Consider the following 12,014-nt stretch of genomic DNA (forward strand, 5'->3'; position numbering starts at 1 on the left):
CTTGGTAGGTTTTTTAATAATTTAATCATTTGCTGTGCATGTTCAGGCTGATCATTTACACCCTCTAACATCACATATTCAATAGTCACATGTTTACGCGTACTTTCATTACCATCTTTGGCAATATAACGCTGACATGCTGCAATCAACTGAGCCAATGGATATTTTTTATTAATTGGCACTAATTCGTTACGTAATTCATCATTTGGCGCATGTAAAGAAATTGCTAAAGCAACATCAATGTCTTTTGCAAGTTGATCAATTTTAGGTACAACACCTGATGTTGATAAAGTCACACGACGCTTAGACATGCCATAAGCAAAGTCATCAAGCATAATCTGCATTGAGCTTAATACGGCATCATAGTTGAGCAATGGTTCACCCATACCCATCATCACGACATTGGTCACTGAACGCTCACGCTCGGCAACAGGCACTTCTTCCATATAAGAATAATTTGCCATCCAAAGTTGTCCAATGATTTCATCTGGCGTTAAATCACGTTGGAAACCTTGTTTGCCTGTTGAACAAAATGAGCAGTCTAATGCACAACCGACTTGTGACGAAATACACAAAGTCTTACGCAAGCCTGTTTTATCTTCGGCAGGAATTAATACAGTTTCAACTAAAGAACCTGCACCATCACCCACACGGAAAACCCACTTACGTGTACCATCTTTTGAATAGTGACGGTGAACCACTTCAGGAGCTTTGATTTCACAAATCTGTTCAAGCTTCGCACGCAATTTCCCTGAAATATTGGTCATTTCAGCAAAATCAGTAATGAAGTATTGATGTATCCATTTCATCACCTGACCGGCACGAAACTTTTTCTCACCAATATCTTCAAAGAATTTCTCTAATTCAGTGCGAGACATGCCGAGTAAATTCACTTTATTTTCGGCAGCAGGAATTACCAGCGTGGACGAAGATTGCTGCTGTCCATCAAGATTTTCAGATGAAACGACCTCTGCAGAACTCATGTGTATTTACCTAAACCATGTCAAAAAACTGAAGATATTGTTCAAGAATCAAACAATATTCTCTTGAGAGAATAAAAAAACCAGATAAGTAGTATACCACTTATCTGGTTTGAATGCTTTCGATTAACGAGTGCGTGGGCAGATCTCGTTGTCAGCAAAGAAGTAAGCAATTTCACGCTCTGCAGAAGCAACTGAGTCAGAACCGTGAGCAGCGTTTTCGTCGATGCTTACAGCAAAGTCAGCACGGATAGTGCCAGGAGCAGCTTCTTTAGGGTTTGTAGCGCCTAAGATTTCACGGTGTGCAAGAACTGCATTTTCGCCTTCAAGAACAGATACTACAACTGGACCAGAAGTCATGAATGCAACTAAGTCACCAAAGAAACCACGTTCTTTATGCTCAGCATAGAAACCTTCAGCATCAGCTTGAGAAAGGTGTTTCATTTTAGTCGCAACAATTTTTAAACCCGCTTTTTCAAAACGAGCAAAAATATCACCGATGTGGTTTTTAGAAACTGCATCAGGTTTTACGATAGACAAAGTACGTTCAATAGCCATGAGTGGCTCCTTTATTTTAAAATTTAAACATTAAAAAATTTGCCGCATTATACCGATGTCATAGGCAATAATCAGCTTTGAATGTGTAAAAGTTGCGATTTTTTCTACTGTTTTTAGCGAACTTCGTCTATCCAGGCCATTTGAATCCCTTCTAGCAATCCTTCTGTCGATTTATTTGGGTCATCATTGAAGTCTGGTAATGCGCACACCCATGCATGTAAATCGGTAAAACGAATCCATTGCGGATCAACTTCTGGATGTGCTTCTGACAATTCAATGGCAATATCAATCGTATCTGTCCAACGTAAGCCCATAGCGGCTCCTATCTGTTTAATCTGCTAAATCACGAACTGTGTACTTTAGCAAATCCACAAACCTAATCGATAGCTTAAGCTGATAAAAATTACCGATACTTATAAAGCGATGTTCAATAGCGGAGCCATAAAAATAATCATACCCGCGACCGCCGCACCAATAAGCGCACCCACAATCACATCACTTGGGTAATGAAGACCAAGCACCATACGAGACAATGCTACAAGCACCATGAAAGGAAACATCGCCGCAAGCAAAGCGGGCTGGATATAACCCAACACAATTGTCACCATCACTGCATGAAGTGTATGACCCGATGGAAAGCTAAAATGATCAAGTGGTCTCTCACCGAGCACAATCACCTGATGCACTTGATATGGACGAGGTCGTGTTGTCTTATGTTTTAAAAATTTATAGATCGCAGTCCCAATAGAACCACCTAATAATAAGTAGATGATTTGCAGGCTATAGGTGATGCCTTGCATCCCCCACACAATTGCCAGCATTAGATACCAAAATGGACCGTCACCCACACGACTAATGATTTTGAAGAAAAGGGCAACACGCTGTGAGTGAGAGAAATTATTAAGATATAAACAGCCTCTTAAATCTAAATCGAGTATTTTTATTTTTGCATTCTTAAATTTCATGGTCATTCTCCTATTTTAGGATACTTAGGTGAAGTCCACCGAGGGCTCCTTCACTACCTGATAAAATGCCTGCTCCAATTGCTGAACCGGAAGTTGCCAACCGCTTTGCTGTACTTTATGACAGGCTTGCACGCCCATTTCTCTAAGTTGTTGTACTGAAGGAAGCTGATAAATTTGTTGTATAAAGTGGCTTTTTTGTCCAAGTGGGCTTAACCAGCCATCCACACCATGTGTTAAGTATTGATGTGCACATGCATAATCATACGCGATAACTGGCAAACCGCTTGCCATTGCCTCTAAAACTACGTTACCAAACGTTTCAACTTGACTCGCAAATACGAATACATCAGCACTTGCATAGGCAGCCGCCAAATCTTGACCTCTTAAACTTCCAGTAAAGATAACACCCTTCGCTTCAGGTAATGACTTTAAACGAGCAAAATCCGGGCCATCTCCCACAATAACCAATTTCGTTTTATGGGTCTGAACAGTTTGTAAGTTGGCATAACTTTCAATGAGCACTTGTACTTCTTTTTCGGGAGACAAACGCCCCACATAAAGCATAACCCGAGTATTCTCATCGGCATCCCATTGCTTTCGCAAGTTTTCAGAGCGGTGCCTTGGTGAAAATCTCGTTGTGTCTACGCCGCGTCCAACAACAACCAGCGGGCAAGTAATACCAAAACCACGTAATGCTTCTTGTGTATCTTTACTCGGCACACAAGTCACTTGGGTATTATTGTGAAACCAGCATAGGTATTTTTGAATCGGTTTAACCAAAAAAGCCAAATCGAAGAATCGACTAAAATCTTGAAATGGCGAATGAAAGCCGCTAGAAACTGGAATAGCTTTTGCCTTAGCAGCTTGCATGGCAGTTAAACCTAACGGTCCTTCAGTCACAATATGAACCACATCGGGCACAAACTTTTCAAAAGCTTTCGATACTTTTAAATATTGTGGCCAACCAAATTGCAAAGTCGGATATTTTGGAATCGCTTGCGACATCACCAGACATTCTTGCTCTGGGGTAAAGTCATGGCATTTTGCCTTTTGCTCTGGACGAATCAGTAAAATCTTATGCCCCTGTTTTTGTAAACCTTGGCATAGTTGTAATAATGAAAGTGCCACACCATTAATTTCAGGTGGCCAAGTTTCCGTCACAATCGCAATTTTTAAACGTGGGCGCACTAAATCATGCAATGAATGCGTATTAGATAGCTGCTGCTTTTGTTTAAAAAAGAATTGGAAGCTTTCAGGAAGTTGCTGTTGTTTTAATAGTGCTGTCGCGTATGAGCTTTGCATAGCGCCATCCATCAATGTATTTATTTTCATGCTTAAAGATTAAGCAGTTTTTTTGACATTTTGATGATAAATGCGTGACAGTTTACTGACATGAAAAATAAAAAAAGCACACTGATAACAGCATGCTTTTCTCTTAAGACCTAGTAATACTTAGCGATTTTGCAATTTTGCATAGTCCATGAGTACATTTGCAGCTTCAGTCACAAAAGTTTCTTCCTCTGGTAATGCAGGGCGTTGAGATGCTTTCATTTTAGCGCGAGATTCAGCTAGAGCATCTAATGAAGCTTGATAGCTTTCCCAGTTTGCAAAAGGCTTTTGACCCGTTGCAGCACGGCGTTCATTTTCTGCATCTAAAGTTTGTTTCTCTAAACCAAGTAATTCAGCACGGCGTTTATCAATATCAAGCACCACTTGTTTTTGGTCGCTCGTAACTTTAGCAATCGCAGTACGTTTATTTAGATATTTAAACTGGGCATCATTAGCAACACGTTGTTCAGAGAATTGAGACAACTTTGCCACATAAGGTTGCACAGAGCCTTCTCGTTTAAATGGTGCTGTAGGAATTGTGTCCCACTTCAACGCATTTTTCGATTTACGCTCACCAAACTCTTCGTTATAGATATCGACGAGTTTAATGTCTGGCACTACACCTTTATTTTGCGTACTACCACCTGTAATACGGTAGAACTTACGCTGAGTTAAAGTCGCTTGACCGTATGCCAGAGTATCAAGTTGCACCTGAGCTGTACCCTTACCAGTCGTTGTACTACCAATAATAATACCGCGCTCATAGTCTTGGATTGCAGCAGAGTAAATCTCACTTGCAGATGCAGATGCCAAGTTCACCATTACGGCGAGTGGACCTGTGTAAACTTGCTGACCACCGTCGTTGTCTTCAAAAACACTTACGTTGCCATTGCCATCACGAATTTGAACCACTGGACCTGACTTAATCACTTGACCCAGCATACGTGCAACTTCTTCTAATGAACCACCTGGGTCATTACGCAAGTCGATAATGATACCTTCTACTTTCTTCGCTTTTAACGCTTCAAAAGCATTGGCAGTATCTTCAGAAACTGAACGGTATTGTTGACCCGCACGACGTGAACGATAGTCAAAATAGAATGATGGAATTTCAATTACGCCCAACACATGCTTTTTACCATCACGTGTTACTTCAACTGTACGTGAACGAACACCAGCATCTTCTTCTTGAATCACATCACGCACTAAGGTCACATTACGTGCTTGACTCATTGATGCGCCAGCACCAAGAAGTTTTAACGTGACTTTGGTTCCACGCTTACCACGAATGAGTCCAACAATTTCAGAACTTGTCCAACCAACCACATCAATCATTTTCTCGCCTTCTTGGGCGACTCCAACGATTCGATCTCCTGATTTCACTTGGCCAGACTTACTTGCAGGACCACCTTCTACAATGGTTTCAATCTTGGTGTAATCTTCATTGCCACGCTCTGGACGAATCGACACACCAATACCTTCAAGCTGCAAAGTCGTTTGGCGATTCAATTCTATCGCATCGATTGGTGGGTAATAGTTACTGTGTGGATCATAGGTCGCCAACATGGCGTTCAATGTTTTGTCCAACACATCATCGCTTTTCACACGACTAATTCTTTCAAGCTGACGCGTATAACGTTTAGTTAAAGTCTGAGCTGGTGTTAAATCTTCTGGGCCAGTTAAATCTTGACCATCAGCAAGTGATGGATTTTCTTTAAGCGCTTTTTGTTTCGCCTGCTCTTCTTCACGGCTAATGGTTAAGTTGATTAACTGCGAAACCAACATTTTACGCCAGTGATTTTGTTGCTCAGCCGATGTTTTAAAATACGGCGCTTTTTCGCGATCTACTTCAATATAGCTATTTGGCTGTTTTAAATTTTGCTGCTGTTTCAGCTCAGCTAACATGAACTCATAAAATTGTTTTAAGCGTTCACGATATTGCTGATGAATTGCAAATGGTCCAGTCAAATTCCCCGCTTTTAAAGAAGCACCAAAATTTGAACCATATAGTTTTTTATAATTTTGAACTTCAGCGTCTAAAAATAGAGAGTGATCCGGATCAAGACTATCTAAATACATATCGAGGATACGATTTGATGTCGTCGCATCCAGACGCATATTTAAATAATGTTGGCGATCAACTAAAGTTGCCAGTTGGCGAGCCACCAAAGCCTGTTCTTGCGTTGGCTGGATCGATTGAGAAACCACAGCAGTATTGGTTGCTGCTCTCGCTTCATTCATCGTATGAGTGAAGAATAAACCGCCAGTCGCGATCGCTACTGCACAAGCTATAGTTTGAAGTTTCATAAATTTTTAATACTTCCTTGGGTGTTCCTATCTTACACGCTCTGTTTTCGATATGAACTAAGCAGATTCAAAATCTTAACCAACTAAATTGTTTATACCGTGTAGTTTTATCATATTCTGTACTGACAAAATGTAGCAAAACATTGCAAAATTCGCTTATTGTTTTTCAATCAAAATTCAAATGGAACCAATATGATTGGCGCATTGATGCTGGACATCGCCGGCACAGAACTTACTCAAGAAGATATTGAACTATTACGCGCTCCGCAAGTCGGTGGCATGATTTTATTTGCACGAAATATTGAATCTCCACAACAAGTCCGTGCCTTAACGGACCATATGCGTCAAATTCGTCCAGATATTTTAATTGCTGTCGACCAAGAAGGTGGCCGAGTTCAGCGCCTAAGATCAGGTTTTACCTTATTACCGGCCATGGGTCGTTTCGGTGAGCTCTATATTACTCAACCTCAAAAAGCACTTGAACTGGCGGAACAGTGCGGCTGGTTAATGGCAACCGAAGTCTTGGCTGTAGGTATCGATTTTAGTTTTGCACCCGTTTTAGACCTTAATGCAATTAGTGATGTGATCGGTGATCGTGGCTTCTCTAAAAATATTGAGGATATTGCCCCGCTTGCTGGTGCATTTATGCAAGGCATGAAAAAAGCTGGAATGGCAAACACGGGCAAACACTTCCCGGGCCACGGTTCAGTGAAAGCCGACTCTCATGTTGCAGCTGCAATCGATAGCCGTAGCTATGATGAAATTTACAACCATGACATGCAAAGCTTTATTAAGCTCATGCCACAGCTTGATGCGCTCATGCCTGCACATGTGATTTATGATCAGATCGATCCAAATCCAGCAGGTTTTTCACCGTTCTGGATTCAAGAAGTTCTACGCAACCGTTTGAAGTTTGATGGTGTACTTTTCTCTGATGACTTAAGCATGCAAGCTGCTTGTGTAGCAGGTGGCGCAGATGCACGTATCCAAGCTGCTTTAACCGCGGGTTGTGATATGGGGCTCGTGTGTAATGACCGTAGTGCGGCATGTACAGCACTTGAAGGTATTGCAAACCTAGAGCTACCGAATCAAGAACGCCTTGAACGCATGCGTGGTCAAATTCCACAAATTCAGATTGGTGAAACCTTATCGCTTGGCGACGAGTGGCAAGCTGTCAAAACAGCCATTGAAGAGTTTAAAAATTCGATCTAAATTGAGTTAAACGTATATTTGACTGATGGTCTCGATCATCAGTCAAACCACACAAAAACAATAAATCGAGCTCAGGACGAATGACACAACAACTTTCAAAACACCGCCACATCTCTTTTACAGCCCACTATACAGGCTATATCTGGTATCAAATGGGGATTTCTCATGAAGCACTTGCTACAACCAAAGGCAAATCACTGGCATATTTGGTTCATCCGATAGAATCTTGGGCTGAGAAATATGTGGGCGGTAGCATGCGCACGACGCTCAAACAACGCCACACCATGCTTGATCATCACTTAGAACAACTCATTCAAGAAAGTCCTGATTTACAAGTTCTAGAAATAGCATGTGGCCTGTCTCCACGTGGCTGGTGGTTTAGACAGCATTACCCTTCGATTACCTATCGGGAGCTTGATTTACCCGATATGGCACAAACCAAACAAAATGCGTTACAACAAATTGAAAAAAATGCACCTGAAGTTTTATCAGTTGATTTATTTACAGAAGCTTTTGCACAAGCATTTGAAGTATTTGACCCGAACCGCCCACTAGTTGTGATTAGTGAAGGTTTAATTAATTACTTTGATAAAGATTTATTAAAACAACTAATTCAATCAATTGCTCACTATGGCGCTTCTTTTAAAAATTTTTATTATTTAACGGATCTCTACCCTGAACCAGTTAAAAACAAACTTGCCAGTATTATCTGGAATAGCAGTAAATTATTGAAATTAATGTCTCGAAGCTCGTTTAGTTTTCACTTCAAAAGTCCCAAAGAAGTTGAAGACTTTTTTAAAGATACAGAGTTCGATCAAGTTAGCGTGGAACAACCACAAATTTTCTTTGGACAAGTTTCTCAAGATAATCATGAGCAACATTTAGGGGACTTGGTCTGGACCATACACGCGCAAATAAAATAACCAATATAAAAAATGGAAGCTCGAAATAAACGAGCTTCCATCTCTAACTATATTATTAAGCTGCTTGTTTTTGACGAGCAATAAAACGGCTTAAACGATCAGCAAGTTCGAAACTACCATGTTTAAATAAAGCTCGAATCCCCTGCTCTGTACTTTCAAAAATTAAGCACTCAATTGCAAAGCTACCTTCTTCATCTTTTAAATGTAGTGCTAAATCACGTGGATGGTCATTCACAAAATCAAGCTGCGAAACATCATCCATTTTTAAATACATACCGAAGAAAGTGACATCAACAATCGTTACAGGAACCTCTACATCAGACTCTCGGTGAGTAAGTTGAGTTTTTGGCTGCAAAACCCGAACTCGCTCTTCCCCACGGCGTTCCATGTTTTGCATTTGTTCACGTGTCATAGGAATAATGCCATCCAGATTTTGGATAGATTCCCCTTTCAAAAATGAAGTGAACAAACTCATGGTTTCTTTACGGCGCTGCAATTGAGGTACATGATCTGCGTTTGCAATAAGTGCAAATTCCATATCTGGGCATTGCAAAGCAAAGTTCGCATTTTCATGAGGCAGAGTAAAACTATCGTACTGCCCTGCTGCAACTAGGGTTTTACACTCTGGAATGGGTACATCAGTTAACCGCAAAAGACGATTACAGTTAATTTCATAACGTTCTCGCTCAGTACCCGTAAACTCAGCCATTTGCCTAAAAAATAATTTTTTGGCTGTTGGTGACATGCGGGTTTTATCTAATTTTGCATGATTAACTAAATATAAAATTACAGCTTGCCCAAACTCTTCCATGCGGTTTTCTTGCATGAGCTTGAGCGACTCTTCCAAAATCATTCGCCAACTTTTTCGAGTCTTTTGCATAACTCCCATTAAAATCATGCGATCCATTAATTCTGGACGATGATAAGCAAAACAAGAAGCAATCACTGACCCCAAAGACATTCCCATTACAGAAACTTTTTGTAGTCCAACAATATCTAACCAGCGTCCCAACATTTTAGACAAATCGGGTAGCTCTAAAGTACCTGCCGATACTCCAGTATCCCGATTGGTAATTTGCTGATTTGCGCCCATAGAAGGTAAATCAATTAATATGACCGGACCGCTTTCAAACAATTGTTCAACACAATATTTATAAGAATTAAAATTCTGGAAAGCTCCGCCCACAATCACAATTGGCGTATTGTGAATTGTTTTTGGGTCGGCAATTGCCATATATTCAATTTTCCAGCCGTCAATCCATGTGGTACGAGCAGGTTGTTTAAAACTATCTCTATGGTAGATATCGAAAAAGCCAAAACCGGCATAAGCTTGGTTGATCTCCGAATCCATTTGAATAATGGAATTCATATCCTTGCTTCCTCCTTGCTGTAATTTTTTTATGCTGCAAGAGTTCCTTCTTGAACACGTAATCTTTTATGCACAAAACTTTAAAATTTGTATTAGTTTGTATTGCACAATAACATTCTAAACAATTGTGTGAAATATACGCAATCGCTCAAATGACCGCTCATCTTGTTTAAGTCGCTAATAGTTTGCAAAATATTTAAATGTTTTTTTATGACGGTCACATTTTTCAAAAAAAGCCATTCATTGTTCCGCATTTGACTGCTACTATCTTACTCATTGGTAAATGATTAAAAAATGCTATGCAAGATTCAATTGAACAATATATGCAAACAGTTGGGCAACAAGCACGTCAGGCCTCTCGTGTCCTTACAAGTGCTTCTACCTCACTAAAAAACCATGCACTCTCTGCTATTTATACTGCTTTAGAAAATAATCAGGCAGCAATTTTGGCAGCGAATCAAATTGACATGGATAAAGGTCGTAGCAATCAGCTCGACAGCGCATTGCTTGATCGTCTTGAACTTACGCCCGCACGTTTTAAAGGAATGTTGCAAGGTCTAAAAGATGTGATTGCACTTGTCGATCCAATTGGGGAAATTACGGATCTTGCATATCGCCCCACAGGCATTCAAATTGGTAAAATGCGTGTGCCTTTAGGTGTTGTTGGGATGATTTACGAATCACGTCCAAACGTAACCCTTGAAGCTGCATCTTTAGCCATTAAATCGGGCAACGCCATTATTTTACGTGGTGGTTCAGAAGCACTCGAGTCAAATAAAGCAATTGCTGAAGCGATTAAGCATGGCTTAAAAGTTGCTGGCTTACCTGAAGATTCAGTTCAAGTGATTAACACTTCAGACCGCGCGGCTGTTGGTCATCTTATTACCATGGCGGAATATGTAGATGTAATCGTTCCACGTGGTGGCAAAAGCTTAATTGAGCGTGTAACTAACGAAGCGCGTATTCCGGTCATTAAGCATCTTGATGGTAACTGCCATGTATTTGTGGAAGCACAAGCAGATTTGCAAAAAGCTTTACCAATTACATTAAATGCCAAAACACATCGTTATGGCGTTTGTAATGCGATGGAAACTCTGCTCGTTGATGAAAAAATTGCAGACGTTTTCTTACCACGCATTGCAGAACTCTATGCTGAAAAACAAGTTGAGCTTCGCGGTTGTCCAGAAACACGTCGCATTTTAGGTGCTTCTGTAAAACCAGCGACAGAAGAAGATTGGTACACCGAATATCTAGGGCCAATTCTTGCAGTTAAGGTAGTGAGTGGCATTGATGAAGCAATTGACCATATCAACAAATATGGTTCACATCACACCGATGCTATCGTAACTGAAAACTACACGTTGGCTCGTCAGTTCTTGGCTCGCGTAGATTCAAGCTCAGTCGTAATCAATGCCTCAACTCGTTTTGCTGATGGTTTTGAATATGGCTTAGGCGCAGAAATTGGTATTTCTACAGATAAAATTCATGCCCGCGGTCCAGTTGGTTTAGAAGGCTTAACTTCTCAAAAATGGATTGTGTTAGGTGACGGGCAAATTCGCCAATAACCGATTTAACACTTCAAAAAAACGCCTGATCAATATCAGGCGTTTTTATTTTTATCATTTAAACTTTTCTATGATTATTCTTGGCAGACATCACTAACTACACCAAGTTGCTGCATAACTTGCGCAACAATCTGTTCCGGTGTCAAAGCAATATCAATCGTTATTGCTTCATGAATATCCGGTTCTTCTAATGTATCAAGCTGGGTTTGTAGCAATGATGGATCAAAGAAATGACCTGATCGTGCTGCAAGTCTTTCCTGTAATAACTCATACGACCCTTTTAGGTACACAAACTTAATATTTTGGTCTTGCCCTCTCAAAACATCGCGATACATACGTTTTAAAGATGAGCATGTAAATACAGCTGTTTCACCATCTTTTTGTTTGGCTTCAATCTCCTGACGAATCGCCTGTAACCATGGCAGACGATCATCATCAGTTAAAGGGATACCTTGGCTCATCTTACTTTTATTTGCAGCCGAATGAAGCGTATCACCGTCAAGAAACTCACAAGCCAAACGCTCTGATAACAACTCACCAATGAGGGTTTTACCTGTTCCACAGACACCCATTGCAATCACAATCATGGATTACTCACCTTTAATTATAAAATAGTGCTAAGCAGTAGCGTGAAAGATAAACCCAACACGGAAATGATCGTTTCTAATACCGACCAAGTTTTGAGTGTCTGTCCCACGGTCATACCAAAATATTCTTTGATTAACCAAAATCCCGCATCATTTACATGTGAGAAAACCAATGAACCTGAGCCTGTAGCAAGTACTAAAAGTTCTGGCCTAACAGCG

The 12,014-nt window shown here is 40.5% G+C and carries 11 protein-coding genes and 1 pseudogene; 3 read left to right on the forward strand and 9 right to left on the reverse strand.

All coding sequences use genetic code 11. From position 1 onward, the window contains the following. From rlmN to UC75_RS13570, 6 genes are all read right to left on the reverse strand, one after another. On the reverse strand, positions 1 to 983 hold a 983-nt coding region (gene rlmN / locus UC75_RS13545), incomplete at its 3' end, for a 23S rRNA (adenine(2503)-C(2))-methyltransferase RlmN (RefSeq protein WP_228137372.1). Positions 984 to 1,106: 123 nt separating this feature from the next. Then, positions 1,107 to 1,538: a nucleoside-diphosphate kinase gene (gene ndk / locus UC75_RS13550; protein ID WP_003654870.1), complete on the reverse strand. Its 432-nt coding sequence runs from the start codon at positions 1,536 to 1,538 to the stop codon at positions 1,107 to 1,109. Positions 1,539 to 1,651: 113 nt separating this feature from the next. Next, on the reverse strand, positions 1,652 to 1,852 hold the full coding sequence (gene iscX / locus UC75_RS13555) for a Fe-S cluster assembly protein IscX (protein ID WP_003654869.1): 201 nt from the start codon (positions 1,850 to 1,852) through the stop codon (positions 1,652 to 1,654). Between the two features lie 99 nt (positions 1,853 to 1,951). Continuing rightward, complete coding sequence (locus UC75_RS13560) at positions 1,952 to 2,503, reverse strand: phosphatase PAP2 family protein (protein ID WP_013198979.1); 552 nt, start codon at positions 2,501 to 2,503, stop codon at positions 1,952 to 1,954. A gap of 24 nt (positions 2,504 to 2,527) precedes the next feature. Then, complete coding sequence (locus UC75_RS13565; RefSeq protein WP_128825291.1) at positions 2,528 to 3,817, reverse strand: glycosyltransferase family 4 protein; 1,290 nt, start codon at positions 3,815 to 3,817, stop codon at positions 2,528 to 2,530. A gap of 138 nt (positions 3,818 to 3,955) precedes the next feature. Beyond that, positions 3,956 to 6,139: a carboxy terminal-processing peptidase gene (locus UC75_RS13570; RefSeq protein WP_004794726.1), complete on the reverse strand. Its 2,184-nt coding sequence runs from the start codon at positions 6,137 to 6,139 to the stop codon at positions 3,956 to 3,958. 192 nt (positions 6,140 to 6,331) lie between these two features. Here UC75_RS13570 and nagZ point away from each other — a divergent pair, with 192 nt between their 5' ends. Further along, a complete protein-coding gene (gene nagZ / locus UC75_RS13575; RefSeq protein WP_049837907.1) occupies positions 6,332 to 7,351 on the forward strand; it encodes a beta-N-acetylhexosaminidase in 1,020 nt (339 codons plus the stop codon). A gap of 80 nt (positions 7,352 to 7,431) precedes the next feature. Beyond that, the gene (locus UC75_RS13580; RefSeq protein ID WP_049837908.1) at positions 7,432 to 8,274 is read left to right on the forward strand and encodes a class I SAM-dependent methyltransferase; all 843 of its coding nucleotides are present in this window, start codon (positions 7,432 to 7,434) and stop codon (positions 8,272 to 8,274) included. A gap of 55 nt (positions 8,275 to 8,329) precedes the next feature. Here the strand turns inward: UC75_RS13580 and UC75_RS13585 are convergent, their stop codons facing one another. Continuing rightward, positions 8,330 to 9,643, reverse strand: coding sequence for an alpha/beta fold hydrolase (locus tag UC75_RS13585; protein WP_049837909.1), 1,314 nt, complete (start codon positions 9,641 to 9,643; stop codon positions 8,330 to 8,332). 299 nt (positions 9,644 to 9,942) lie between these two features. On the opposite strand from UC75_RS13585, the gene UC75_RS13590 reads away from it, so the two are divergent. Further along, positions 9,943 to 11,208: a glutamate-5-semialdehyde dehydrogenase gene (locus tag UC75_RS13590; protein ID WP_005302218.1), complete on the forward strand. Its 1,266-nt coding sequence runs from the start codon at positions 9,943 to 9,945 to the stop codon at positions 11,206 to 11,208. 74 nt (positions 11,209 to 11,282) lie between these two features. Here UC75_RS13590 and UC75_RS13595 read toward each other — a convergent pair whose 3' ends face one another. Together UC75_RS13595 and UC75_RS21720 are read right to left on the reverse strand one after the other, a co-directional pair. Then, the gene (locus UC75_RS13595; protein ID WP_049837910.1) at positions 11,283 to 11,795 is read right to left on the reverse strand and encodes a gluconokinase; all 513 of its coding nucleotides are present in this window, start codon (positions 11,793 to 11,795) and stop codon (positions 11,283 to 11,285) included. Positions 11,796 to 11,812: 17 nt separating this feature from the next. After that, positions 11,813 to 12,014: pseudogene (locus tag UC75_RS21720) on the reverse strand (gluconate permease); the annotation flags it as partial.

This window comes from Acinetobacter sp. V2, from assembly GCF_001188385.1.
Taxonomy (GTDB): Bacteria; Pseudomonadota; Gammaproteobacteria; order Pseudomonadales; family Moraxellaceae; genus Acinetobacter; species Acinetobacter oleivorans.

Coding starts and splice junctions, on each gene's coding strand:
- ndk (WP_003654870.1), bottom strand. CDS start 1,538: ATGGCTATTGAACGTACTTTGTCTATCGTAAAACCTGATGCAGTTTCT.
- iscX (WP_003654869.1), bottom strand. CDS start 1,852: ATGGGCTTACGTTGGACAGATACGATTGATATTGCCATTGAATTGTCA.
- UC75_RS13560 (WP_013198979.1), bottom strand. CDS start 2,503: ATGAAATTTAAGAATGCAAAAATAAAAATACTCGATTTAGATTTAAGA.
- UC75_RS13565 (WP_128825291.1), bottom strand. CDS start 3,817: ATGGATGGCGCTATGCAAAGCTCATACGCGACAGCACTATTAAAACAA.
- UC75_RS13570 (WP_004794726.1), bottom strand. CDS start 6,139: ATGAAACTTCAAACTATAGCTTGTGCAGTAGCGATCGCGACTGGCGGT.
- nagZ (WP_049837907.1), top strand. CDS start 6,332: ATGATTGGCGCATTGATGCTGGACATCGCCGGCACAGAACTTACTCAA.
- UC75_RS13580 (WP_049837908.1), top strand. CDS start 7,432: ATGACACAACAACTTTCAAAACACCGCCACATCTCTTTTACAGCCCAC.
- UC75_RS13585 (WP_049837909.1), bottom strand. CDS start 9,643: ATGAATTCCATTATTCAAATGGATTCGGAGATCAACCAAGCTTATGCC.
- UC75_RS13590 (WP_005302218.1), top strand. CDS start 9,943: ATGCAAGATTCAATTGAACAATATATGCAAACAGTTGGGCAACAAGCA.
- UC75_RS13595 (WP_049837910.1), bottom strand. CDS start 11,795: ATGATTGTGATTGCAATGGGTGTCTGTGGAACAGGTAAAACCCTCATT.